We start from the raw sequence: 23454 nt of genomic DNA on the forward strand, positions 1-23454 counted from the left end.
CACCGGTTCCGTACCGGTGACCGCCCCCTTTTTTTGTCCCTGCCGTGTCCCCGGCTACTGCCCGTCGAGTTCCTTGGCGGCCTCGGTGAGGTCCTTCGCGGTGTCGATGGCCCGCCAGTACGCGCCGTGCGGCAGCGGGTAGCCCGCCAGCCGGCGTTCCCGGGCCAGCCGGGGGAAGGTGGTCCGCTCGTGGTCGCCCCGGTCCGGCAGCAGCCGCGTGAAGGCGGGGGAGAAGACGTACACCCCGGCGTTGATCAGGTACGGGGACGGCGGCGACTCGATGAAGTCGGTGATGTGCCCGAACGCGTCCGTCTCGACGGCACCCCAGGGGATGCGGGGACGGGCCAGGGCCAGGGTGGCGGTCGCGTCGCGTTCGGCGTGGAACGCGGCCATCTCGCGCAGGGAGAAGCGCGTCCAGATGTCGCCGTTGGTGGCGTACCAGGGCTGCTCGGGGTCGGGGAGCCGGGCGGCCGCGTACTTCAGGCCACCGCCGCGTCCCAGCGGCTCGGACTCCACGACGGTCGTCACGTTCAGCGGCAGCACCGCCGAGTCCAGCCACTCCTGCAGTACCTCGGCCAGGTGCCCGCACGACACCACGACATCGGTCACGCCCTCCGCGGCCAGCCAGGAAAGCTGATGGCCGATGATCGGCGTCCCGGTGCCCGGGATCTCGACCATCGGCTTGGGGCGGTCATCGGTGTACGGGCGCAGCCGTGATCCCTGGCCACCTGCCAGAACCACGGCCTGCGTCGGATACGTATGCATGCCAGGCACCCTATGCGGTGCCCGGCACGCGGTGCCCGGCGCGGGCGGGTCAGCTGAACCGGGCGACGCCCGAGGCGAAGGAGGTGTCGCAGACGGGGCGCGAGAAACGGTGGGCGTGCGTGGGGCCGTACTTCTCGACGGCCGCGCGGCCCAGCGCCCTGGCGATCGACATGCAGTGCCGGGCGAGGGAGGGGCGGCCCTCCACGGAGCGCTGGAGGTCGGTCAGCGCGACGCCCGGGTCCTTCTCGCGGAGCTCGACGAGCAGCCGGTCGCGCAGGGCGTCCTGCGGGGTGCGTGTCTTCGCCCGCGCCGAGATGTCGTGGGTCGCCGCGGCGAGGACCTGCGGCTCGGAGTTGTGCGCTGCCCACGGCACGCTGGTGACAGCGAGAGTCCCGGAAAGGACCATCACGACGGGCAGGACGAAGGCGAGGGATCGGCCGATGCGGCGCGCAGTGTGGGTCACGCAGCGAGCGTAGCGGCCGGTAATGACATGGCGACATTCCGTCACCCTTGCGGGGGATGGTTCGAGGGAACTTTTCGAATTACGCATTGACGAACGGCCCCGAAGCGCCCGGATTGCCGGACGTTTCGGGGCCGTTGAGGCGCGGGTACGCGGCGTGCGCGTACGCGGTGCGCGGGCGTCAGTCGGTGAGACGGGCACCCGTGGAGGTCGAGAAGACGTGCAGCTCGTCCGGGCGCGGCACGACGTGGAGCTTGGTGCCCTTCTCCGGGACGGCACGGCCGCCGACGCGGACGACCAGGTCCTTGTCCTCGCCGCCGACGCGGGCGGAGCCGTAGACGAAGCCGTCGGCGCCGAGCTCCTCGACGACGTTGACCGAGACGGCCAGACCGGCCGGGGCGTCCGAGCTGTCCTTGGACAGGGCCTTCGCGGCGGCGCCGCCGTGCTCGACGATGTCGAAGTGCTCGGGGCGGATGCCGACCGTGACGGTCGTGTCGCCCTTCTCCGCGGCGGCGGAGAGCGCCTCGCGGGAGACCGGGACGACGCTGTTGCCGAACTTCACGCCGCCGTCGGTGATCGGGACCTCGATCAGGTTCATGGCCGGGGAGCCGATGAAGCCGGCCACGAAGAGGTTCGCGGGCTTGTCGTACATGTTGCGCGGGGAGTCGACCTGCTGGAGCAGACCGTCCTTGAGGACCGCGACCCGGTCGCCCATGGTGAGGGCCTCGACCTGGTCGTGGGTGACGTACACGGTCGTGATGCCCAGGCGGCGCTGGAGCGAGGCGATCTGCGTACGGGTGGAGACACGGAGCTTGGCGTCGAGGTTCGACAGCGGCTCGTCCATGAGGAAGACCTGCGGCTCACGCACGATGGCGCGGCCCATCGCCACACGCTGGCGCTGACCACCGGAGAGCGCCTTCGGCTTGCGGTCGAGGTACTCGGTGAGGTCCAGCATCTTGGCGGCCTCTTCGACCTTCGCCCGGATCTCGGTCTTGTTGACCCCGGCGATCTTGAGCGCGAAGCCCATGTTGTCCGCGACGGTCATGTGCGGGTACAGCGCGTAGTTCTGGAACACCATGGCGATGTCCCGGTCCTTCGGCGGCAGGTGCGTGACGTCGCGGTCACCGATGCGGATCGCGCCGCCGTTGACGTCCTCGAGACCCGCGAGCATGCGCAGGGAGGTCGACTTGCCACAACCGGAGGGACCGACGAGGACGAGGAACTCACCGTCCGCGATGTCGATCTCGAGCTGGTCCACGGCCGGCTTCGTGGAGCCGGGGTAGACGCGGGACGCCTTGTCGAACGTAACGCTCGCCATGCTGATCTTCTCCTCCACCGGCAGGAACGTGCCGGACGATCCGAGTGACGGGAGTGGTCTGGTCCACTTGAGTGAACCTTCAGCGACGCTACCTGGACATTTGGAATCTGTCAGTAGTTCGAGGTCCGCGAAATTTCGGCACCGCGCGGGGTGCGGCGTTGGTTACACTGCTCCGGCACGCCTCCTTAGCTCAGCTGGCCAGAGCAACGCACTTGTAATGCGTAGGTCGTCGGTTCGAATCCGACAGGGGGCTCCGCGAAGGCCCAGGGCAGGCATCCACTGACCTGGGTCTTTCTGTGTTCTGCGGCTGGACCTCCGCCGGCGTGCCGGGATGCTGGCGGCGAGCTCCGCGGACTTGATCCCGGCCGACACCTTCCCCTTCGGGCTCTTCACCGTGTCGATGGTGAGGAAGGGCAGGCCGAATCAGCGACAGCCGCTGTCCATGGTGCGTGCAGCTGATCCTGTAGCCGATCCTCCTGGTTTCGGGGCTGATCCCGAGGAGTCGGGCGGCTTCGTCCAGGCCGTCGCCGCGCGCGCCGGACGAGGAAGACCGAGGCCGTGCGTCGGCGCATCGTGGGCGTGGCGTCCGGCGAGGGCTTGGGGCGAGTACGCGGGGGTGTGTTCGGGTCGCAGGCCGACGCCGGTGGAGGGGAGGCCGGGTTCGCCTTCGCCGGTGCGTCGGAAGGCGGGAACGGTCGTGTCGGCGGCGAGCTGGAAGCGCTCGGACGGGTTCCGCCCGTGTCGTCCGCACCTCGTCGAGGCCCTGCCGGGGCACGGCTTCCACCCGCTGGGAGCGGCCTCGGCATCCGCCGCGCTCTGTCGCAAGGCAGAGTTCCGGATCGGTCCTGAGGCCCATGCCCGCGCGTACGTCGCAGTCAATACTGGACGACGTGCCCCTCACCAGCCGTTTTCGCCGTTCCGTCCTCCCCGGGCCGGAGGCTCCGGCGCGTCCGGGAGGAGCCGGCCGGGTCGTCGCGGAGACCGCCGGTGCTGCGGTGGCCGCACTGTGTCTGTCGGTGGTCGCCCGGAGACTGTGGGATCTTCCGCACCCCGGGTTCCAGCTGTGTGTGGTCGCGGTCGCCATCGCGCTCTTCCCGATGCGGCGGCGCGGGCCCGACGCCGTACTCCTGACCCTCGCCGTCCTCGCTGGGGCGGCGCCCGTCGTCGGCCCGGTGGCGGCGGCCACCGCGTACACCGTGGCGCTCGACACGGTCCGACCGCGCCACCGGGCCCGGCTGCTCGGCGGCGCGAGCTTGCTGATCACGGCATCCGCGACCGCGACCGGCCCCTCCCTCGGTGCCGGCTCGGCCGCTTACGGCCTGGAGCTCGGGGTGGTCCTGGCGGCGACCGCCGTGGTCATGCCGGGCTTGGTCGGGACGGTGTACGGGCAGCGGGCCCGGCTGCTGCGGGCGCTGCGCGAACGCGGTGACGCGGCCGAGCGGGCCCGCCGGTTCGCGGACAGCGAGGCCCGCACCCACGAGCGGTCCCGGATCGCCGCCGAGATGCACGACCTGGTGGGCCACCGGCTCAGCCTCATCTCACTGCACGCCGGAGGCATGGAACTCGCCCTCGGCCGGGCCGCGCCGGAGCTGCGCGAGGAGGCCGTCCTGGTCCGGCGGACCACCCGGGAGGCGATGCGCGAGCTGCGGCAGGCGCTCGGAGTTCTCGGCCCGCTCGGCCGGGACACCGGCCCGGACGTGCTCACCGAGGCCACTGGTACCCGGGCCGATGTGGAGGGGCTGGTCGCGGAGTCTCGTGACGGCGGGATCGCGGTGCGGCTGGAATGGAGCGGCCCCGACCTCGACGGGTACCCGGCGCGAGTGCGGCGCGCGGTGCACCGGGTGGTGCGGGAGGCCCTGACGAACGTGCACCGGTACGCGACGGCCGCCCATGTCACCGTGCGGGTCGAGCATGACGACCGGATGGTGCGTGTGACGGTCCGCAACGGCGCGTCACACGCACCGTCCGGCGTGCTGTCCGAGTCCGGGACGGGGCGCGGCCTGACGGGCCTGCGTGAGCGGGTCGAGCTGCTCGGCGGCACCTTCGGGGCCGGTGCGCTGCCGTCCGGCGGGTTCCAGGTGATCGCGGCCGTCCCGGCGGAACCGGACGACGCCGTAGCGGGGAAACCGTCCGAGGGCGGCGCACCGGCTTCCACGTCGGCCGCGATCGACGATGCGGCAGCGCTGCCGCGCGAGCCGCGGACCGCCGGGGCGTTGACGTCCGCTCTCGGGGCGGCGGCGCTGTGGATGCTGATGACGTTCGCGATCGCTCTGGTGTACAGCCAGCCGAGGCATGCGGCACCGCCGCCGGAGCCGCGCCCTGGCATGACCTACCAGGAGTTGGAGGGGGTCTTCGACAGCCCGGCCGAGCGTGCTGCGGCCACCGGGCACGAACCGCCGCGGCCCACCGGCACGGTCGGCTGCGTCTATCCCCGCGCCGGCCGCGGCCACCGGCCCGGCACCTTCACCGTCACCCGGTACTGCTTCGACGCCTCGCAACGTCTCATCTCCATCGACCGGTTCACCGTCCCGTCCGTACAGGACACCCCGCCCTGGGAGACCCCATGACCGAGCCCACTCGGCCGATCCGTGTCCTGCTCGTCGACGACGAGGCGATGATCCGGCACGGGGTGCGGTTGATCCTGCGGCACGTCGACGGCATCGACGTGGTCGCCGAAGCCGCTGACGGACACCAGGCGGTCGAGGAGGCAGCCGCGCACCGCCCGGATGTGGCGCTGGTGGACATCCGGATGCCCGGGCGTGACGGGCTGGCCGCGATCCGGCCGTTGCTCGCGCTCGATCCGGCGCCACGCGTGGTGATGCTGTCGACCTTCGGCGACGAGGAGAACGTGCTGCGGGCGCTGCGGGACGGCGCCTCGGGGTTCCTGCTGAAGGACGAGGGGCCGCAGGAACTGATCAGCGCGGTCCGGGCAGCGGCGGCCGGTGACGCCGTGCTCTCCCCCGGGGTCACCGGGTCGGTGATCGCCCGGATGCTGCGCGGCGGCGCGGCGGGCACCGGCGACCCGGCCCCGCGGGACGAGCGGATCGCCCGGCTCACCAGGCGCGAGCGGGAGGTGCTGGCGATGCTCGGCGAGGGGCTGGCGAACCAGGGCATCGCGGAACGACTGGCCATCGGCATCGGCACGGTGAAGACGCACGTGAGTGCGGTCCTGGAAAAGACCGGGTCGACGAGCCGGGTGCAGGCGGCACTCCTCGCGTACCGCGCCGGCTTGCGTCCCTGACTGATCCCGGACGGGTCTTCGCGCCCGCGTGAGCGACGCGTTCGGTGGGCCGGGTACGTCGCCGTCCGCGGATCACCGGCCGTGCCGCCTGCATCCGAGCACCACCGAGGGCCTGACCGAGGCGGAGACGGGTCGGCGAACGTCTGTCGAAGGGCAGGGGCGGGCAGTTCCCCCCTCCCCTTCGGCAGACCGCAACCACCGCCTCCGGGGCGATGTTCTTGCAGGTGCGCGACGTGAGGATGGGAATGTCCCTCCGGCCCGCGGGACGCTCGCGGGCCGTCGACCGGCAGGCGGAGTCCCCATGTCGCAGATGTTCGTTTCCCCCGGCACCCCCGTCACCGGGCCGGCCGCCCGCGCCACGGGGCTGACCAAGGTGTACGGGAAGGGGGAGACCCGGGTCACCGCATTGGACTCGGTGTCCGTGGAGTTCGCGCGGGCACGGTTCACCGCAGTCATGGGTCCGTCCGGCTCCGGCAAGTCGACGCTGATGCACTGCATGGCGGGCCTTGACCCGGTGACCTCGGGTTCGGCCCGGATCGGCGGCGTCGAACTGGCCGTGCTGAGTGATCGTCAGCTCACTCGGCTGCGGCGGGAGAAGGTCGGCTTCGTCTTCCAGGGCTTCAACCTGCTGCCCACCCTGACGGCGCTGGAGAACATGACGCTGCCGCTGCGCCTCGCCGGCCGGCAGCCCGACGCCGCATGGCTGGACACCGTCGTCGCAACTGTGGGGCTCGCCGGGCGCCTCGCGCACCGTCCGGCCCAGCTCTCCGGTGGCCAGCAGCAGCGCGTCGCCGTCGCTCGCGCCCTGGTGTCCCGTCCGGAGATCGTGTTCGCCGACGAGCCGACCGGCAACCTCGACTCCCGTGCCGGAGCGGAGGTGCTGGGATTCCTGCGCGATTCGGTGCGGGAACTGGGACAGACCGTGGTGATGGTGACCCACGACCCGGTCGCCGCCGCGCACGCCGACCGCGTGGTCTTCCTCGCCGACGGCCGGCTTGTGGACGAGCTGCACGACCCGACCGCCGACGCCGTGCTCAACCGGATGCTCGCGTTCGAGGCCCACGGCCACCACGCCCGCTGACCGCGCTCACCAGCCCGCCGTTTCCCCATACTTTCGAAAGCCCACCATGCTGCGAACAGCCCTGCGCAACGTCCTCGCGCACAAGGCCCGTCTGATCATGACCGTGCTCGCGATCTGTCTCGGTGTCGCGTTCATCTCCGGCTCCCTGGTCTTCGCCGACTCCACCGCCGCCGCCTACCGCGCCTCCATGTCCAGGAACTACGCGGACATCGCCGTGAGCGTGAGTCCGAAATCCCCTCCCGGTACCGCCGCCGGCGAACAGTACAGCGCCCTGGACGACGCCCTGGTACGAAAGCTGTCCGCTGTTCCCGGCGTCGTCTCTGTCCGCCCGGCGGCGAACGGTTCGGTCACCCTGTCCGCCAAGGACGGCACACCGATGCGAGCCGACAGCATGATGGGCAAGTTCGGTGTCGCCTACGTACCGGGTTCCGACGGCAAGGACAGCCGCTACCCACTGGCAGCGGGCCGTGCCCCCCACGGCGGTGGTGAGGTCGCGTTGGACCGCGGAACCGCGGCAGCCGCCGACTACTCCCTCGGCGACACCGTTACGCTCGCCGATGACGGGCCGGTCCTCGAACTGCGCCTGGTGGGCCTGGTGTCCACCAAGGACAGCCGGGTGAACGCCGGCGGCACCCTGGCGGTGTTCGACAAGGCCACCGCCCAGAAGTTGTTCGCCGCCCCGGGGCACTACAACGGGATCGACCTGACCGCCGCGCCGGGCACTGACCAGTTCCAACTGTCCGACCGGGTCACCGCCGTGCTGCCGGCCGGCCGCGCCGAGGCCACCACCGCTGTCGCCCAGGCCAACCAGCAGTCCCTCTTCATCGGGGCCAAGACCAAAAGCTATGAACGCCTCCCGATGCTCTTCGCCGTGGTCTCGCTGTTCATCGGCACGTTCCTCGTCATCAACACCTTCACCATGCTCGTGGCACGCCGTACCCGCGAGATCGCGTTGCTGCGGGCGATCGGCGCCACCCGCCGCCAGGTGATCCACTCGGTCCTTGCCGAGGCGGCCCTGGTCGGTCTCGCCGCGTCCGCTCTCGGGTTCGTGCTGGGGCTGGGGGTGGCCACGGTGCTGCCGAACGCACTGGACACGTCTGGTGACCTGCTGCCCAGTGGGCCGCTGGTGATCGGCCCGACCGCGATTCTCGCCTCGCTCGTGGTGGGTGTCGGCGTCACCGTGCTCGCCGCCTGGCTGCCGTCGCACCGCGCGGCGCGGATCGCTCCCGTCGAGGCGATGCGCACGGCCGGGCAGCCGCCGTCCGTCGTGGTGTCCCGCGTCCGCGGTGCGGTCGGCCTGGCCATGCTCGTCCCGGGCGCGGGGCTGCTGTTCTCGCTGAGCGACGCGACGAGTGCCACCGACGCCAACCTGCAGACCGCGATGCTCGGTTGCGGCATCCTCGTGGCCGGTCTGATCGTGCTGGCCCCGCTGCTCGCCGGCCCGGTGATCCGCTGCCTCGGCCGACTCACCACCCGTTTCGGCGTCATGGGCGACCTCGCCCGCGAGAACACCCTGCGCGATCCGCGTCGTACTGCCGCCACCGCCGTCGCCCTGATGATCAGTACGGCGCTGGTCTCCGGTCTCGCCGCCGTCAACCAGTCCACGAGCGAGGCCCTGGACGCCCGGGCCGCCGCCGGACTGAGCGCCGACTACGTCATCAGCACCCGCAACACCACCACCGCCGTCGACTCCGCCGCCGTCCAGCGGGTAGCCGACGTGCCCGGTGTGCAGACCGCCTCCGCCGTGGCCGACTCCACCATCTCCGTCGGCCCCCTCGTCAAGACGGTCTCCGGGGTCGACCCGAAGACCGTCGACGACGTGATGAAGCTCCACTTCCTCAGCGGCTCCGCCAAGGACCTCGGCCCCGGCGAGCTCGCCGTCTCCCACGGCTTCGCCCGCGCCCACCACGTCACCACCGGCGAGCAGATCAGGGCGAGCATCGGTCCCGGAACCGGCGACCGCGACGAGCTCTACACCATCGTCGGCGTCTACCAGGACAACCCCACCGCCCAGGACGTCCTCGGCTACCGCGCCGACGTGCAGAAGCACGGCTACCTGCGCGACTCCGTGCAGCGCATCCTGGTCCGCACCAACGACGGCACGGTCTCCGAGAACCTGGAGAAGCACCTGCGAGCCGCCGTGAGCGACAGCCCGCTGCTGAAAGTCCAAAACCGTGCCCAGCTCGTCCAGGAACAGGCCGGCGTCGCCGGCGACCTGATGACCATGATGTTCGGGCTGCTCGCCATCGGCATACTGATCTCCGCGCTCGGCATGATCAACACCCTCGCCATGTCGGTCTCGGAGCGCACCCGGGAGATCGGCGTCCTGCGCGCCGTCGGCATGGACCGCTCCGGCATCCGCGGCATGATCCTCCTGGAGGCCGTCTGCGTCGCCGCCTTCGGCACCCTGCTCGGGCTGGCCGCCGGACTGTTCGGGGCGTGGAAGGTCAGCGGACTGGCCAACGGCGCAATCCCCCAGTACTCCTTCTCCCTCCCCTGGGGCACCCTCGCCCTCGTGGTCCTGCTCTCCCTCGCCGTCGGCGCGGCCGCCGCCGTCCTGCCCGCCCGACGGGCCGCCGCGCTCAGCCCACTGGAGGCGGCCGCAGAGGTGTAGGGAGACTGCCGGGTGCCCGACGCGACCCGGCACCACTGGGAAATGCCCTGCCGCGATCCGCGGCGCGGTCGCCACCGGCACCGGCACGTCTCGCGTGCGAGCCACCGCCGCGGACGCGCTCGAAGCCGCCCGGCCCTCGACATCGTCACCGGGGGCGCGCCGGGCGCGCCGGGCCGCCCGCACCGCCCCGACGCCAGCAGGGCCGGGCACTACGCACCACGAACGCTCACGGTCTTGTAATGCGCAGGTCGTCGGTTCGAATCCGACAGGGGAGCCGCGAAACCCCAGGTCACGTTGCCCGTGACCTGGGGTCCTCTGCGTTCCGGGGGTGGGCCGGGCCGGGCGCGGGCTCAGTGGCGGGGCTGGATGCCGAGGTCCGTGAGGAGGGCGCGGACGCGGCGTTGGATCTCGTCGCGGATGGGGCGTACGGCGTCGATGCCCTGGCCCGCCGGGTCGTCGAGTCTCCAGTCGAGGTAGGTCTTTCCGGGGAAGACGGGGCAGGTGTCGCCGCAGCCCATGGTGATCACCGCGTCGGATGCCCGGACCGCTTCCGCGGTCAGGACCTTCGGGGTTTCGGCCGACATGTCGATGCCGACTTCGGCCATCGCCTCGACGGCGGCCGGATTCACGACCGGTGCCGGTGCGGACCCGGCGGAGCGGACCTCGACCCGGTCCCCGGCGAGGTGGGTGAGGAAGGCGGCGGCCATCTGTGAGCGGCCGGCGTTGTGGACGCAGACGAACAGTACGGACGGCTTGGACTCAGGCACGGGCGCAGCCTTCCGGGGCGGTGGTCGGGGCGGTGGCCGGGGTGGCCGGGGGGAAGAACCGGCGGACGGCCAGGGCCACATGGACCAGGCCGATCAGGACCGGCACCTCGATGAGCGGGCCGACGACTCCCGCGAGGGCCTGTCCGGAGGTCGCGCCGAAGGTGGCGATGGCGACGGCGATGGCGAGCTCGAAGTTGTTGCCCGCGGCGGTGAACGCCAGCGTCGTGGCCTTCGGGTGGTCCAGGCCGACGGCGCGGCCGACGGCCATCGAACCGGCCCACATCACGGCGAAGTACACCAGCAGGGGCAGCGCGATGCGGGTCACGTCGAGGGGCTTGGAGGTGATGGCGTCGCCCTGGAGGGCGAACAGCACGACGATGGTGAACAGCAGGCCGTACAGGGCGAACGGGCCGATGCGGGGGATCAGGCGCGTCTCGTACCAGGTACGGCCCCGGGCCCGCTCGCCGAGGCGGCGGGTGAGGAACCCGGCCAGCAGCGGGATGCCGAGGAAGATCAGGACGGAGCGGGCGATCTCCCACACGGACACGTCCAGCGCGGTTTGCTCCAGACCGAGCCATCCGGGCAGCACGGAGAGGTAGAACCAGCCCAGCGCGGCGAAGGCGATCACCTGGAAGAGCGAGTTGAGGGCGACGAGGACGGCGGCGGCCTCGCGGTCGCCGCAGGCGAGGTCGTTCCAGATGATGACCATGGCGATGCAGCGGGCGAGACCGACGATGATCAGGCCGGTGCGGTACGCGGGCAGGTCCGGCAGGAAGATCCAGGCGAGGGCGAACATCAGGGCCGGGCCGACGATCCAGTTGAGGACCAGGGACGGGACCAGGAGGCGCCGGTCGCGGGTGACGGCGTCCAGGCGGTCGTAGCGGACCTTGGCCAGGACCGGGTACATCATCACGAGCAGGCCGAGCGCGATCGGCAGCGAGACGCCGGTGACGGTCACCCCCGCCAGCGCGTCCCCGAGCCCCGGGACGAGGCGGCCCAGACCGAGGCCGGCGGCCATGGCGATCAGGATCCACACGGCGAGGAAGCGGTCCAGGAACGACAGCCGCCCGGCGACCGGGCCCGTCGGCGCCGGCGCGGTGGTGGCTTCCGGGTTCACGAGGCGGCTCCGGCGGGTGTGGCCGCGGGGGTGGGCTGTCCGGCGGGATGGGTGAGGGCCGCGGCGAGACGGTCGGTCATCTGCGGGAGCAGGCGGTAGTACACCCATGTCCCGCGCCGCTCGGAGTCGATGAGTCCGGCCTGCTTCAGCAGCTTCAGGTGGTGGGAGATGGTCGGCTGCGAGAGATCGAAGGCCGGGGTGAGGTCGCAGACGCAGACCTCCCCGCCCGCGCGGGAAGCGATCATCGACAGCAGACGCAACCGCACCGGGTCGCCCAGCGCCTTGAACACCTTCGCCAGATCGGTGGCCCGGTCCTCGTCCAGCGGGGCGTCCAGCAGCGAAGGACAGCACCCCTCCGCACCGTCCTGGCCGAGCACCACAAGCTCTTGTTTCGACATACGTCTATGTTGACGTTCTTCGAATCAGGACGCAAGGTTGCATCGACAGACGTCAATGCAACCTGATCGGGGAGAACCGTCATGTCCCGTGTGCAGCTCGCCCTCAACGTCGCCGACCTCGAAGCCTCGGTGGCCTTCTACTCCAAGCTGTTCGGCGTCGAGCCCGCCAAGCGCCGGCCCGGCTACGCCAACTTCGCGATCGCCGAGCCGCCGCTCAAGCTCGTCCTGATCGAGGGCGAGCCCGGCCAGGACACCCGCCTGGACCACCTCGGCGTCGAAGTCGACTCGACCCGGACGGTCGCGGCGGCCGCCGAGCGTCTCGAGGAGGCCGGGCTCGCCACGTTCGAGGAGAACGACACCTCCTGCTGCTACGCCCTCCAGGACAAGGTCTGGGTCCACGGCCCCGGCCGCGAGCCCTGGGAGGTCTACGTCGTCAAGGCCGACGCCGACCGGATGGGCAAGAGCCCCGCGCTCGGGGGCGGTGACGCCTGCTGCGCCGGTGCGCCGGAGAACCCCGAGGCGCCGGAGAACCCCGAGGCGTCGGGGGTGCCGGAGGCTCCGGAGGTGTCGGAGACCTCGGAGGTGCCCGAGTCGTCGGACCGGACCGCTCCGGCCGCCGCGGCCTGTGGTTGCGGAGGCTGACGGGGAGGTCCGGGGCCCAGGGGCCGGCGGCGTCGGCGGGAGGTCCTACGCGGTGGCGTGCGCCGGCCCGCTTCGGTCCGTGGTCCGGCCGATGACGTCATGGAGGTACCGCACGGCGAGCTTCTCGGCATTCCGGTGCCGTTCGACGGGCGCGTCCCCGTCGGCGGACCACCGGCGGTAGAGGTCGACGGCGGCGAGGAGCGCCCGCCCGGCCTCGTCGCGGTCGTAACCGCAGAGTGTCGACCGGAGGGCATGCGCCTCCTCGGGGGCCATGGTCTCCAAGTGGCGCACGCCGCGCGGGAGTCCGCCCACCCGCCGGGCGGCCAGCGGGCCGAGCACGGTGTCACGCAGGTGGGTGAGGCAGCTGATGGTCTCGAACAGCTCCCCGCGGCCGAGCTTCGTCGCGCCGTAGTGCACCCAGACCCAGAACCGGTCCTCGATCCACTGGGGATCGAGCGGCGCGGCGGCCGGCGGTCGCTGCGCCAGGCTGTCCGCCAGCAGTCCGTCGCGGTCCCAGAGGATCTCCGGATCCTCGATCCGCTCGGCGAAGTCGGACGCCCGGACGAACTTGAAGTCGACGTGCAGCAGGGGCGGCCCGACGAGCGTGACGATCAGGCGCGGTTCGCCGACGTGCTCCCCGGTGAATCCGGCCACCAGGGCGGACCACGAGCCGATCAGGGCGAGCCGCTCCCGCATGACCGCGTCGTACGCCTCGTCGTCGACGACGACGATCAGGTCCACGTCCGAGTACGTGTCGGGGCGGCCCTTCGCGAGCGAACCGGTGACCGCCACGCCCGCCACACGCGCGTCCTGCCGGATCCGGGGCAGCGTGTCGCCGAGGAACCGGCTGTGCAAGGGGGAGGGGATGTCCATCTGCTTTCCTTCCGGTCGGAGCAAAGCAGATCAACGTAACACCCGGCGCCTCGTCCGCCCGGGTCCAACCGGTCTCCCGTCGCCGCGCGTTCACCGGCGGGAGGTGCGGTCCCGCCGCCGTCGCCTCCCCGGGCCCATACCGGGCCCCGCCGCCGGGCCGATTCGTCGTACCGGGATCACCCGGTTCCGGTATTCGTGAAAATAGAATGACGCGCATTTTATGCGTGCAGCTTTCACGTATGGCCCCCTGGTGACGCCCGACTGGCGGCTGTGGTGCGGTAATTGGAATGCTATGACGAATTGCAATTTCATGGGGAAATGGGGTGGGCGCGCCTGTGGTCTTCGGAACTTGTAAAGGGCTAGAAAAGTGACACGCAATGTAATGCCCGCTTGCCGTTGGTGAATCCTGCCTTCTTGGAGTCAGGCGGGTCATCTCATGAACGGAGAAGTAGTCGATGACCGTCGAGACAAGCCCGTCGGAAACCGGGACGGCACAGGATCGGGCGCAGGGCCAGCTCAGCCTGAACACCGCCGCCGCGCGGAACCTCGCCACCACCACCAAGTCCGAACCCCAGATGCAGGGCATCAGCTCGCGCTGGCTGCTGCGGAAGCTGCCGTGGGTCAATGTCCCGGGCGGCTCCTACCGGGTCAACCGGCGACTGACGTTCACGGTCGGGGACGGGAAGGTCTCGTTCGAGAAGAACGGGTCCAAGGTTCGCGTCATTCCGCAGGAGCTGGCCGAGCTTCCCCTGCTTCAGGGATTCGAGGACGGCCCGGCTCTGGGGGCGCTGGCCGACAAGTTCGTCCAGAAGGAATTCGACCTCGGTCAGGTGATCGTGGAGGAGGGGCGCAAGGCCGATCACGTTTATCTGATCGTGCACGGCAGGGTGGACAAGGTGAGGCCCGCCAAGTACGAGGGCGATTCTGTCGTGGGCCGGCTGTCGGATGGCGACAGCTTCGGTGGAAACGTGCTGGCGGGCGCCGACGAGAAATGGGATTTCACGGCTCGCGCGGTGACCGCGACCACCGTTCTGGCGCTGCCCCACAGCGCGTACAAGGCGGTCCTCGGTGAGCACGAGGCGCTGCGGTCGCACGTGCAGAAGCGCAGCGCTGACGCGCAGAAGCCGACGAACAGGGCCGGTGAGTCCGCCATCGAGTTCCTGTCCGGCCACGACGGCGAGCCGATCCTGCCGACCACCTTCGCCGACTACGAACTCCATCCGCGCGAGTACGAGTTGAGCGTGGCCCAGACGGTGCTGAAGGTGCACAGCCGGGTCGCCGACCTCTACAACCAGCCGATGAACCAGACGCAGCAGCAGTTGCGGCTCACCATCGAGGCGCTGCGCGAGCGGCAGGAGAAGGAGATGGTCAACAACCCCGAGTTCGGGCTGCTCCACAACACCGACTTCGACCAGCGCATCCCGACCCACTCCGGCCCGCCCACCCCGGACGACCTCGACGACCTGCTGAGCATGCGCCGCGGTACCAACTACCTCTTCGCCCACCCGCGTGCCATCGCGGCGTTCGGCAAGGAGTGCAACAAGCGGGGCATCGCCCTCAGCAGCGCCGACGTCGACGGTCACCACATTCCCGCGTGGCGGGGCGTACCGATCCTGCCGTGCGGCAAGATCCCGGTCTCGGGCCACCAGACCTCGTCGATCATCGCCATGCGTACGGGCGAGGACAACGAGGGCGTCATCGGCCTCTACCAGACCGGGCTGCCCGACGAGGTGGAGCCGGGGCTCAACGTCCGGTTCATGGGGATCGACGAGAAGGCGATCATCTCGTACCTCGTCAGCACCTACTACTCGGCCGCCGTCCTGGTCCCGGACGCGATCGGGATTCTCGAAGAGGTTGAGGTGCGGCCGCGTGGCTGAGCGACGGGTCGGGCGCACGGGGAAGGGCTGAAGTGATGTCGTTGCTGTCCGGCGTGTTCGCCGCGCCCACGACGCACGGGACGGCGGCCCCGGGGAGTGCCCCGTGCTCCGGACCGGAACCGCCCGGGGTACGGGACCTGCCGGGTCCGCCGCCGGGCCTGTCCGGCCTTCCGGGCCCGCCGGACCTCTCGGCTCTTTCGGGCCTGCTGGACCCGCCGGGTCCGCCGGGCGCGCCGGACCTGCCGGATCCGGCGGCCGTGCGGCTCGCGGCCTCGGTGCGGCGGCCGGTGGTACGGCTCCCCACCGGCCCGACCGGCCTGGGCACCTCGGCTGCCCGGCAGCTCCTCCCACAGCCGGAGCAGCGGCCGGAGCAGCACCAGGAGCAGCACCAGGAGCCGGAGCCGGGCCCCGCGACGCCGCCCCGTGCCGGCGATCCGATCCCGGGTCTGTACTGCCCGCCCGCCGTGCCGGCCGATCCGGCCAAGGTCGCCGAGGTGGACCGTCGCCTCGAGGCCTGGGCCCGGGAGCTCAGCCTGTTCCCGCCCGAATGGGCCGGGGACTTCGCCGGGTTCCAGGTCGGCCGCGCGGTCGTCCTCCAGCACCCGGGGGCGGCCGATCTGGAGCGCCTCGTCGTCGCGGGGAAGCTGCTGGTCGCGGAGAACGTCGTCGACGACTGCTACTGCGAGGACTACGGCGGATCCCCCGTCGGCCTCGGCAATCGGCTCGTCATCGCGCAGAGTGCCCTGGATCCCCTGCACACCGCCGACGGATACCAGCAGCAGTGGCACGAGGGACTGGGCTCGGACGCTCCGCTGCGTTCCTACGACGCCGCGATCCGCGCCTTCCGCGAGATCGCCACCCCCAGCCAGGTCACCCGGTTCGTCCACGACGCCGCGCGGCTGCACCTGGGGTACCTGGCCGAGGGCGCCTGGGCGCAGACCCGTACCACGCCACCGGTGTGGCAGTACCTGGTGATGCGGCAGTTCAACAACTTCCGTCCCTGTCTGTCCCTCGTGGACTCGGTGGACGGCTACGAACTGCCCGAGCCGCTCTACTCCCGGCCCGAGGTCCAGCGCGTCACCGCGCTGGCCTGCAACGCCACCACGCTCGTCAACGACCTGTACTCCTTCACCAAGGAGATGGCCATCGACGAGCACCACCTGAACCTTCCGGTGGTGCTCGCGGCCGAGGACGGACGGGGGCTCAAGGACGCGTACCTGAAGGCCGTCGGGATCCACAACGAGATCATGCACGCCTTCGAGGACGAATCCCTCGTCCTGGCCGCCGGGAACCCGCTCCTGGCCCGCTACACCACCGGCCTCGCCGCGTGGGTCGCCGGCAACCACGAATGGCACCGCACGAACACCTACCGCTACTCCCTGCCCCACTACTGGTGAGAGAAGACACCCGCATGACCACCACCACAGCGCCCCGCACCAGCACGACAGCGGCCCCGGCCATCAGCCACTACCAGGCATCGGTGGCCGACTACTGGAACCGCGAGAAGAACCCCGTCAACCTCCGGCTGGGCGAGGTCGACGGCTTCTACCACCACCACTACGGCATCGGCGACGTCGACTGGTCGGTCCTGCAGGGCCCGCAGGACACCCGTGACGAGCGGGTCGTCGCCGAACTGCACCGCCTGGAGAGCGCCCAGGCCGACTTCCTCGCCGACCACCTCGGTGCCGTCGCCCCCGACGACCGGCTCCTGGACTCGGGCTGCGGCCGGGGCGGCGGCAGCCTGGTCGCCAACAAGCGGTTCGACTGCCACGTCGACGGGATCTCCATCTCCGAGACCCAGGTGGCCTTCGCCACCGACCAGGCCAAGAAGCGCGGCGTGGACGACAAGGTGCGGTTCCACCTCAAGAACATGCTCGACACCGGCTTCGCCACCGGCTCGTTCCGCGCCGTCTGGAACAACGAGTCCACGATGTACGTCGATCTGTCGTCGCTCTTCGCCGAGTACGCCCGCCTGCTCGCCCGCGGCGGCCGGTACGTCACCATCACCGGCTGCTACAACGACACCTACGGGCTGCCGTCCCGCGAGGTCTCGACGATCAACGCCCACTACATCTGCGACATCCATCCCCGCTCCGCCTACTTCAGGGAGATGGCGAACAACCGGCTCGTGCCGGTCGGCGTGGTGGACCTCACCGCGGCCACCATCCCGTACTGGGAGCTGCGCGCCCAGTCCTCCCTGGCCACCGGCATCGAGGACGCCTTCCTCACCGCGTACAAGAACGGCAGCTTCCAGTACCTGCTGATCGCGGCCGACCGGATCTGACCGAGTGGCCGGATGCGGGACGCCCCCGGACGCCCGGGCACGCGTCCCGCAGCGGCCTGCCGCAAGGCCCCGCCCGCACACCCGCGGCGGCACCGCGCCCGTCGGGGACGCCCCGCGGAACGGCGCTCGCGAGGAACCCGGCCAAGCCGCCCGCCCGGCGGCGGGGCACCCGGCAGGGACCGCGAAGCGGTGTGAGCCGGATCACCGTTGAGGTTGACCCCGGGGCAGGGTGGACGCTTCCCGTACCGGCAGGCCGCGATGGAGCGGCGGATGCGTACGAGGGAGTGGTCACGATGTTCAACAGCCTTTCCGAGCAGGGGTGTTCGGAGCTCCAGCGGATCCTGGACGGGATCGTCGAGTCCGGGATCGCCGGGATCACGCTGCGGGTGCGTGACGGTCGGGGCGAGTGGACCGGCAGTGCCGGGGCGGGCCGGCTGGGGGAGGGCGCCGAGCCGCCGGTCGACGGGCACGTACGGATCGGGAGCAGCACCAAGACGTTCGTCGCGGCCCTGGTGCTGGGGCTCGTCGCCGAGGGGCGGATCGGGCTGGACGATCCGGTGGACGGCCACCTGCCGGAGTTCGGGGTGGACCGGCGGGTCACGGTGCGGATGCTGTTGCAGCACACCAGCGGGATCTTCAACTTCACCGGGGAGTACTACGAGGACGGGACGACGGCCCCCGGCATCCCCGCCACCACCGCGGGCAAGGAGTGGGTCGACCGCCGCTTCACGGCCTACCCGCCACAGGATCTGGTGCGCCTGGCCCTGTCCAGGCCGGCACGGTTCGGGCCGGGCGAGGGGTGGAGCTACTCCAACACCAACTACGTGCTGGCCAGGCTGCTGATCGAACGGGTCACCGGCCGCCCGGTCGCCGAGGAGACGCGGCGGCTGATCACCGGACCTCTCGGCCTCTCGGGCACCACCGTCCCCGGCGCCGGGACGGACATCGCCGAACCGCACGCCCACGCCTACTACCGCTACGAGGACGGCGGCGAGGAGCGGACGGTCGACGTCACCCGCCTGGACCCGTCCTGGATCTCCAGCGGCGGCGACATGATCTCGACTTCGAAGGACCTGCAGACGTTCTTCTCCGCCCTGGTCGGCGGGAAGCTCCTGCCGGCCGGACTGCTGGCCGAGATGTGCGCGACGCGCCCGACCCCCGCACCCGGCATGGGCTACGGCCTCGGCGTCTTCGTGCAGGACCTCGGTGACGGCGTCACCGTCATCACCCACAACGGCGGCGCCGCCGGGCACGCGGCGCTGATGTACAGCACGCCCGACGGTGCCACGACCCTGACCGGCACGCTGAACTACGTGGACGATGCCGCGCTTTCCCTGGCCCCGGCGTTCCAGCAGGCGACGCAGCGGCTCGTGGACGCGGTCTTCGGCGGCGGGCAGGCCGGTCCGGCGGCGCGGCCGGGGGAGTGAGGGTCGGTGCCCCGTACCCGTGGCCGGACCCCGCCGCGCGTTCCGGGCAGACTGGGCGGATGAACAACGGGGTCACGATCGGGCAGGCGGCGGCCTTCGCCGGCGTCACGGTGAAGACGGTGCGGCACTACCACAAGCTCGGCGTGGTCGAGGAGCCGGAGCGGGACGGATCCGGCTACCGGCGTTACGGGTCACGCGAGTTGCTGCGGCTGGTGCAGGCCCGCACGCTGGCCGCCGCCGGGGTGCCGCTCGCCGGGATCGGTGAGCTGCTCGACGCCGACGCCGCGCGGTTCTCCGTCGCGCTCGTCGATGTCGAGCGTCAACTGACGCAGAAAATAGATGAGTTGACGGAGCGGCGCGAGACGCTGCGGCGGCTCGCCGACGTCGACCGGGCGCTGCTGCCGGAGCGGGCGGTGGCGCTGCTGGAGCGGATGCTCGGGCTCGGCTTCGACGAGGACGAGGCGGCAGCCGCCCGGGAGGGGCTGGTGCTCGCCCGGGCGCTGGTGCCCGAGGGCTTCGACGAGTACCTGGCGCGTGTCGAACACGCCCTGGACGACGCCGGGTTCGTCGCGCTGAGCAGGCGCGCGGCGGAGTCCTCCGGCTGGGCGCCGGACGACCCCCGTATCGACGAGGTCGCCGGTGCGCTGGCCGACCACTACCTCGCCAACCCGGAACAGCTCGAGATCGTGACCGGTCTCCGGGCCCGGACCGAGGCCGCCACCCGGTACGAGATGGTCGCCCGCCACGGCGAGGAGGAGGCGCCGGGCTCGGCCCGGCTGGCCGCACTCGTCGAGGCCAGGCTCCGCGCCGCGGGCGTCCGTATCCCCGGGGCACGCTCCTCCCGCTGAGGGCGGGCGGCTCCGCACGTCTCGGCGGCGATGCGGAATACGCGATCTCATCGGTTCCCCGTCCGATGAACCGGACCTTTTCCCCGAGCTGAAAAGGAATGGTCCCCCCGATTCCTTCCCCGCCACCATATGAGGGGCTCAAGAACGAGCCTTCGACGGGAAAGCCGCGATCCGGACCGGGGCCGCGGCGTGAGAACTGGGGGAATCAAGCATGGGCAAGACGCGTAGTGCGATAGCCAGGACCGTCGCGGCGGCCGCAGTGATCGCCGCCGGAGCGAGCCTGTCGCTCAGCGGCAGTGCCTCCGCCGCGAGCGCGGCCGCCACCATCCACGGCTGCCCGTCCGGGGCCGTCTGCCTCTACCCGAACGCCGGCTGGGCCAACGACAAGCCCACGTACATCTTCTACTCCTACGGGGCCCACCGGATCTACAACCAGTACGGCATGAAGCGGATCTACAACCACCAGACCGGTGGCGCCACCGCCCGCAACTGCTACGACGTGGCCGGCAACAACTGCGCCGGGTACCAGAAGGCCGACACCTACTACGACTACGACTACACGCCGTACAACTCCATCCGGCTCGTCCCGTAGGGCGACCGGCACGGCGGTCCGGTGAACAGGTGAACTGAACAGGTGAACCGAATCGGTGCACACCGCGGTGCGCGCCGCGGCCTGCGGGGAATTCCCTGAATGATTCCCCGCAGGCTCTTCCGGCGTTTTTCTTGGCCCGCCGTTCTTTCCGTTTCCGCTTTACCCTCTTCTTTTCTTCCGGGGCGGGTCAGCGGTAGCGGCCGAAGCGTTCCGTGACGACCGGCAGCCGGTCCGCGGCCAGGGCGTGCGCGGCGGCCCTGGGGGTGGTGCCCCCGGCCTCGGCGCGGGTCAGTATCCGGTCGACCAGGGTGCGCATCGAGCGGCGGACGTGGGCGAACGCCTCGTCGGCGTCGGCGCCGATGTCGCCGAAGAGCGTCCACCACCACCAGGCGTTCGTACCGGAGTTGACGACGACGTCCGGCAGTACGGTGATGCCGCGGGCGGCCAGCAGCGCCTCCGCCCCGGGCAGTACGGGCATGTTGGCGGCCTCGACGACCCAGCGGGCCGTGATGTCCGCCTGGTTGACGGTGTCGACGGCGTACGAGACGGCGGCCGGAACCAGCACGTCGGCGTCGGCGGAGAGCCAGGCGCCGGGCGGCAGTTCGCGGTCCTCGGGGCGGAGCGCGCCCCGGTCCACCGTGCCGTGCCCGTCGCGCGCGGCGAGCAGCGCCTCGATGTCCAGGCCGTCCGGGTTGGCGACGGTGCCCTTGATGTCGGCGACCGCGACGACCCGCAGTCCTGCGCGGTCCAGGAAGCGGGCGGTGGCACCGCCCATGGTGCCGAGCCCCTGCACCGCGACGCGGGTGCCGCGGTGCGGGACACCGGCCCGGTCCAGCGCCGTGAGCACCGACTCGGCGACCCCGCAGCCGCCCACCAGCTCGTCCAGGCCGATGCCGTCCACCTCGATGGCGAAGGCGTCGGCGAGGCGCCGGCGGGCCGCGTCCTCGTCGTCCAGGAGCGGGTAGACCGCCTGGACGGAGGAGACCAGGCCCGCTTCGGCGGCGGCCCGGTCGACCAGGTCCTGGGTGAGGCCGAGATCCTCGCCGGTGGTCCAGAAGTGCTCGATGTACGGGCGTACGGCACGCAGGTAGCGGACGAGGACGCCGTACGCGGCGGGGTCGCGCGGGTCGCAGTCGATGCCGCCCTTGGCGCCGCCCAGCGGGATGTAGCGGGCGGCCGGGTCGTAGTGCAGCAGCTCCTTCGTCGTCATGCCGCGGGCCAGTCCGGCGACCTCCTCCAGCGTGCACCCGGCCCGCATCCGCAGGCCGCCGCTGGAGACACCGCGCACCAGACGGTCGATGACCAGGTGGCCCCGGTGACCGGTCTCCTCGTCGGTCCAGGTGAGGGAGATCAGCGGGGCGTTGTCGGCGGACGGGGTCATCGGGACGGCTCCTCGGGAACGGTGATGAGGGTGGGGCCCTGGGTGTCCAGGGCGCGGCGCAGCGCCTCGGCGAGCGCCTCGGGGGAGTCGGCGCGTACGCCGTGGCCGCCGTAGGCGCGGGCCAGTGCGGGCAGGTCGACCGGTGGCAGGTCGACGGCGGTGGGGCGGTCGCCGCGGGCTGCCATCTCGTCGCGGATCTCGCCGTAGCCGCCGTTGTCGAAGACCACGACGGGCAGCGGGAGTCGCAGCTGTACGGCGGTGGCCAGTTCCTGCACGGAGAACTGGAGGCCGCCGTCGCCGCTGAGCGCGACCACCGGACGGTCCGGGGCGGCCACCTTCGCGCCGATCGCGGCGGGCAGCGCGTAGCCGAGCGTGCCGAAGCCCGTCGGGTGGAGGTAGCGGCCCTCCGGACCGATCGGCAGGTGCGGGAGCGCGCCGTTGTAGCAGCACTGGGCGCTGTCGGAGGTGAGGACCGTGTCGGCGGGGAGCACGGACCGCATCGCGGCCAGGTACGGCAGCAGACGGGCGTCCAGCTCCCGGGTCCCGGCGTCCCGTTCGGCGCGCAGGGCGGTGACGGACCGGTGCGCTTCCGGGCGGGCGGGGCCGGTGGCGGGGAGTGCGTCGAGGAGGGCGCGCAGGGTGGGGCGGGCGTCGCCGACCAGCGGGATGTCCGCGGGCAGCCCCGCGTACATCTGTGCCGGGTCGAGGTCGGCCCGTACGAGCGTGCCGGCGAGCGCGGGCGGCGGCGACCACAGGTCGGACTCGGCGAGCTCCGTGCCCACCGCGAGCACCACGTCGCGCTCCGCGAGCCAGCGCTGGACGGCCGGGCTGTGCAGCGAGACGCCGAGCGCGAGCGGGTGGCGCTCGGGGACGATTCCCTTGCCGTTGGCCGAGGTCACCACGGGGGCGTCCAGCAGTTCGGCCAGGAGCAGGCACTCGGCGGCGGCCCCGCGCGCACCGCCGCCCAGCACGATCCCGGGCCGGACGGCCGCCCGCAGCGCCGCGGCGGCCTCCGCGACCGCCCCGGGGTCCGCCGCGACGGGCGGGACCGGTGGGGCGAGGCGTACCGGCCCGGCCGGTCCGGCGGCGGTGAGCAGGTCCAGCGGGACCTCGATGTGCACGGGCCGGGGGCGCCGCGTACGGAAGAGCGTGAAGGCGCGGGCGACGGCCACCCCGATCTCCTCGGCCGAGGACACCCGGTGGCTGACCGCGGCGACGCCCCGCAGCGCCTCGGTCTGGCTGCGCGTCTCGTGCAGCAGCCCGGTCGACTGGCGGGGGTGGCGCAGCGGCATGCCGGGGGAGACCACGAGCAGCGGGACGCTGTCGGAGTACGCCTGGCCGACGGCGGCCGCGATGTTCAGCAGGGCCGGGCCGGTGGTGGTGAGCGCGACGCCGGGGCGGCCGCTGACCCGGGCGTAGGCGTCGGCGGCGTACCCCGCGCCCTGTTCGTGGCGGGGGTTGACGTGCTCGATCCGGTGGGCGGCCAGGTGCCGGTAGATCTCCAGGTTGTGCGTGCCGGGGATGCCGAAGGCCCGGGTCACGCCGTGTGCGGCGAGTGCCCGGACCAGGGCCTCCCCGCCGGTGATCGGGGCGGTGGCGGCGGGGGGACCCGACGGGGTGGCTCCAGACACTGCGCGGACTCCTTACTGAATGAACAGTCAGTATTCGGAGTCCGGCGCGCCCCTGTCAATGCGCGCGAGTATTGAACGCGTGTTCAGTTGTCGGATCATCCGGACCGCACTGCCCCACCCCGGTCCGGGGCGGGTGTG

Annotated in this window: 20 protein-coding genes and 1 tRNA gene; 12 read left to right on the forward strand and 9 right to left on the reverse strand. The window is 71.7% G+C overall.

The window, feature by feature from the left end; translation table 11 throughout:
- Window positions 1–54: 54 nt before the first annotated feature.
- The 3 genes from ACFCV8_RS14810 to ACFCV8_RS14820 form a co-directional block, all read right to left on the reverse strand.
- Window positions 55–765 carry an NDP-sugar synthase gene (locus ACFCV8_RS14810; RefSeq protein ID WP_376685722.1) on the reverse strand — a complete coding sequence of 237 codons (711 nt, stop codon included), beginning with the start codon at window positions 763–765 and terminating at the stop codon, window positions 55–57.
- A 49-nt stretch (window positions 766–814) separates the two neighbouring features.
- The gene (locus ACFCV8_RS14815) at window positions 815–1228 is read right to left on the reverse strand and encodes a hypothetical protein (RefSeq protein WP_376685723.1); all 414 of its coding nucleotides are present in this window, start codon (window positions 1226–1228) and stop codon (window positions 815–817) included.
- A gap of 178 nt (window positions 1229–1406) precedes the next feature.
- Entirely contained in the window at window positions 1407–2543 is a 1137-nt protein-coding gene (locus ACFCV8_RS14820; protein ID WP_376685724.1) for an ABC transporter ATP-binding protein, read from the reverse strand.
- Window positions 2544–2722: 179 nt separating this feature from the next.
- Here ACFCV8_RS14820 and ACFCV8_RS14825 point away from each other — a divergent pair.
- The 5 genes from ACFCV8_RS14825 to ACFCV8_RS14845 all read left to right on the forward strand — a co-directional run bounded on the left by ACFCV8_RS14825 (window position 2723) and on the right by ACFCV8_RS14845 (window position 9479).
- Window positions 2723–2796: transfer RNA gene (locus ACFCV8_RS14825), tRNA-Thr, on the forward strand.
- Window positions 2797–3397: 601 nt separating this feature from the next.
- Window positions 3398–5110 carry a sensor histidine kinase gene (locus ACFCV8_RS14830; RefSeq protein WP_376685725.1) on the forward strand — a complete coding sequence of 571 codons (1713 nt, stop codon included), beginning with the start codon at window positions 3398–3400 and terminating at the stop codon, window positions 5108–5110.
- The gene (locus ACFCV8_RS14835; RefSeq protein WP_376685726.1) at window positions 5107–5784 is read left to right on the forward strand and encodes a response regulator; all 678 of its coding nucleotides are present in this window, start codon (window positions 5107–5109) and stop codon (window positions 5782–5784) included. Before ACFCV8_RS14830 ends, ACFCV8_RS14835 begins: the two co-directional genes overlap by 4 nt.
- Before the next feature lie 301 nt (window positions 5785–6085).
- The gene (locus tag ACFCV8_RS14840; protein WP_376685727.1) at window positions 6086–6865 is read left to right on the forward strand and encodes an ABC transporter ATP-binding protein; all 780 of its coding nucleotides are present in this window, start codon (window positions 6086–6088) and stop codon (window positions 6863–6865) included.
- A gap of 46 nt (window positions 6866–6911) precedes the next feature.
- Window positions 6912–9479 carry an ABC transporter permease gene (locus tag ACFCV8_RS14845; RefSeq protein WP_376685728.1) on the forward strand — a complete coding sequence of 856 codons (2568 nt, stop codon included), beginning with the start codon at window positions 6912–6914 and terminating at the stop codon, window positions 9477–9479.
- A gap of 350 nt (window positions 9480–9829) precedes the next feature.
- Here the strand turns inward: ACFCV8_RS14845 and ACFCV8_RS14850 are convergent, their stop codons facing one another.
- The 3 genes from ACFCV8_RS14850 to ACFCV8_RS14860 are packed head-to-tail and all read right to left on the reverse strand — an operon-like array spanning window position 9830 to window position 11761.
- Entirely contained in the window at window positions 9830–10246 is a 417-nt protein-coding gene (locus tag ACFCV8_RS14850; protein WP_376685729.1) for an arsenate reductase ArsC, read from the reverse strand.
- Window positions 10239–11363, reverse strand: a complete 1125-nt coding sequence (arsB, locus tag ACFCV8_RS14855) for an ACR3 family arsenite efflux transporter (RefSeq protein WP_376685730.1) — start codon at window positions 11361–11363, stop codon at window positions 10239–10241. The genes ACFCV8_RS14850 and arsB overlap by 8 nt, the downstream gene beginning before the upstream one ends.
- Window positions 11360–11761, reverse strand: coding sequence for an ArsR/SmtB family transcription factor (locus ACFCV8_RS14860; RefSeq protein ID WP_376685731.1), 402 nt, complete (start codon window positions 11759–11761; stop codon window positions 11360–11362). Before ACFCV8_RS14860 ends, arsB begins: the two co-directional genes overlap by 4 nt.
- Window positions 11762–11842: 81 nt before the next feature.
- Here ACFCV8_RS14860 and ACFCV8_RS14865 point away from each other — a divergent pair, with 81 nt between their 5' ends.
- Complete coding sequence (locus ACFCV8_RS14865; RefSeq protein ID WP_376685732.1) at window positions 11843–12403, forward strand: ArsI/CadI family heavy metal resistance metalloenzyme; 561 nt, start codon at window positions 11843–11845, stop codon at window positions 12401–12403.
- Between the two features lie 45 nt (window positions 12404–12448).
- Here ACFCV8_RS14865 and ACFCV8_RS14870 read toward each other — a convergent pair whose 3' ends face one another.
- On the reverse strand, window positions 12449–13276 hold the full coding sequence (locus ACFCV8_RS14870) for a nucleotidyltransferase domain-containing protein (protein WP_376685733.1): 828 nt from the start codon (window positions 13274–13276) through the stop codon (window positions 12449–12451).
- A 455-nt stretch (window positions 13277–13731) separates the two neighbouring features.
- On the opposite strand from ACFCV8_RS14870, the gene ACFCV8_RS14875 reads away from it, so the two are divergent.
- From ACFCV8_RS14875 to ACFCV8_RS14900, 6 genes are all read left to right on the forward strand, one after another.
- Window positions 13732–15153, forward strand: coding sequence for a family 2B encapsulin nanocompartment shell protein (locus ACFCV8_RS14875; protein ID WP_376685734.1), 1422 nt, complete (start codon window positions 13732–13734; stop codon window positions 15151–15153).
- A 35-nt stretch (window positions 15154–15188) separates the two neighbouring features.
- Complete coding sequence (locus ACFCV8_RS14880; RefSeq protein WP_376685735.1) at window positions 15189–16550, forward strand: family 2 encapsulin nanocompartment cargo protein terpene cyclase; 1362 nt, start codon at window positions 15189–15191, stop codon at window positions 16548–16550.
- Between the two features lie 14 nt (window positions 16551–16564).
- Window positions 16565–17437, forward strand: coding sequence for a geranyl diphosphate 2-C-methyltransferase (locus ACFCV8_RS14885; protein ID WP_376685736.1), 873 nt, complete (start codon window positions 16565–16567; stop codon window positions 17435–17437).
- Between the two features lie 293 nt (window positions 17438–17730).
- Window positions 17731–18864 carry a serine hydrolase domain-containing protein gene (locus ACFCV8_RS14890; protein WP_376685737.1) on the forward strand — a complete coding sequence of 378 codons (1134 nt, stop codon included), beginning with the start codon at window positions 17731–17733 and terminating at the stop codon, window positions 18862–18864.
- A gap of 59 nt (window positions 18865–18923) precedes the next feature.
- Window positions 18924–19712 (forward strand): MerR family transcriptional regulator, encoded by a 789-nt coding sequence (locus ACFCV8_RS14895; RefSeq protein ID WP_376685738.1) that lies wholly within the window; start codon window positions 18924–18926, stop codon window positions 19710–19712.
- 211 nt (window positions 19713–19923) lie between these two features.
- Complete coding sequence (locus tag ACFCV8_RS14900; RefSeq protein ID WP_376685739.1) at window positions 19924–20304, forward strand: hypothetical protein; 381 nt, start codon at window positions 19924–19926, stop codon at window positions 20302–20304.
- A gap of 187 nt (window positions 20305–20491) precedes the next feature.
- On the opposite strand, the gene ACFCV8_RS14905 is transcribed toward ACFCV8_RS14900, so the two are convergent.
- Both ACFCV8_RS14905 and ACFCV8_RS14910 read right to left on the reverse strand, forming a co-directional pair.
- The gene (locus ACFCV8_RS14905; protein ID WP_376685740.1) at window positions 20492–21685 is read right to left on the reverse strand and encodes a Glu/Leu/Phe/Val dehydrogenase dimerization domain-containing protein; all 1194 of its coding nucleotides are present in this window, start codon (window positions 21683–21685) and stop codon (window positions 20492–20494) included.
- Window positions 21682–23316 (reverse strand): 5-guanidino-2-oxopentanoate decarboxylase, encoded by a 1635-nt coding sequence (locus ACFCV8_RS14910; protein WP_376685741.1) that lies wholly within the window; start codon window positions 23314–23316, stop codon window positions 21682–21684. Before ACFCV8_RS14910 ends, ACFCV8_RS14905 begins: the two co-directional genes overlap by 4 nt.
- Between the last annotated feature and the right edge of the window lie 138 nt (window positions 23317–23454).

The organism is Streptomyces sp. NPDC056347 (genome assembly GCF_042262625.1).
Lineage (GTDB): Bacteria > Actinomycetota > Actinomycetes > Streptomycetales > Streptomycetaceae > Streptomyces.

Excerpts from the sequence above, each read along its gene's own strand:
- ACFCV8_RS14810 (WP_376685722.1), bottom strand. The coding sequence starts at position 765 with ATGCATACGTATCCGACGCAGGCCGTGGTTCTGGCAGGTGGCCAGGGA.
- ACFCV8_RS14820 (WP_376685724.1), bottom strand. The coding sequence starts at position 2,543 with ATGGCGAGCGTTACGTTCGACAAGGCGTCCCGCGTCTACCCCGGCTCC.
- ACFCV8_RS14830 (WP_376685725.1), top strand. The coding sequence starts at position 3,398 with ATGCCCGCGCGTACGTCGCAGTCAATACTGGACGACGTGCCCCTCACC.
- ACFCV8_RS14835 (WP_376685726.1), top strand. The coding sequence starts at position 5,107 with ATGACCGAGCCCACTCGGCCGATCCGTGTCCTGCTCGTCGACGACGAG.
- ACFCV8_RS14840 (WP_376685727.1), top strand. The coding sequence starts at position 6,086 with ATGTCGCAGATGTTCGTTTCCCCCGGCACCCCCGTCACCGGGCCGGCC.
- ACFCV8_RS14845 (WP_376685728.1), top strand. The coding sequence starts at position 6,912 with ATGCTGCGAACAGCCCTGCGCAACGTCCTCGCGCACAAGGCCCGTCTG.
- ACFCV8_RS14860 (WP_376685731.1), bottom strand. The coding sequence starts at position 11,761 with ATGTCGAAACAAGAGCTTGTGGTGCTCGGCCAGGACGGTGCGGAGGGG.
- ACFCV8_RS14865 (WP_376685732.1), top strand. The coding sequence starts at position 11,843 with ATGTCCCGTGTGCAGCTCGCCCTCAACGTCGCCGACCTCGAAGCCTCG.
- ACFCV8_RS14870 (WP_376685733.1), bottom strand. The coding sequence starts at position 13,276 with ATGGACATCCCCTCCCCCTTGCACAGCCGGTTCCTCGGCGACACGCTG.
- ACFCV8_RS14875 (WP_376685734.1), top strand. The coding sequence starts at position 13,732 with ATGACCGTCGAGACAAGCCCGTCGGAAACCGGGACGGCACAGGATCGG.
- ACFCV8_RS14880 (WP_376685735.1), top strand. The coding sequence starts at position 15,189 with ATGTCGTTGCTGTCCGGCGTGTTCGCCGCGCCCACGACGCACGGGACG.
- ACFCV8_RS14885 (WP_376685736.1), top strand. The coding sequence starts at position 16,565 with ATGACCACCACCACAGCGCCCCGCACCAGCACGACAGCGGCCCCGGCC.
- ACFCV8_RS14890 (WP_376685737.1), top strand. The coding sequence starts at position 17,731 with ATGTTCAACAGCCTTTCCGAGCAGGGGTGTTCGGAGCTCCAGCGGATC.
- ACFCV8_RS14895 (WP_376685738.1), top strand. The coding sequence starts at position 18,924 with ATGAACAACGGGGTCACGATCGGGCAGGCGGCGGCCTTCGCCGGCGTC.
- ACFCV8_RS14900 (WP_376685739.1), top strand. The coding sequence starts at position 19,924 with ATGGGCAAGACGCGTAGTGCGATAGCCAGGACCGTCGCGGCGGCCGCA.
- ACFCV8_RS14905 (WP_376685740.1), bottom strand. The coding sequence starts at position 21,685 with ATGACCCCGTCCGCCGACAACGCCCCGCTGATCTCCCTCACCTGGACC.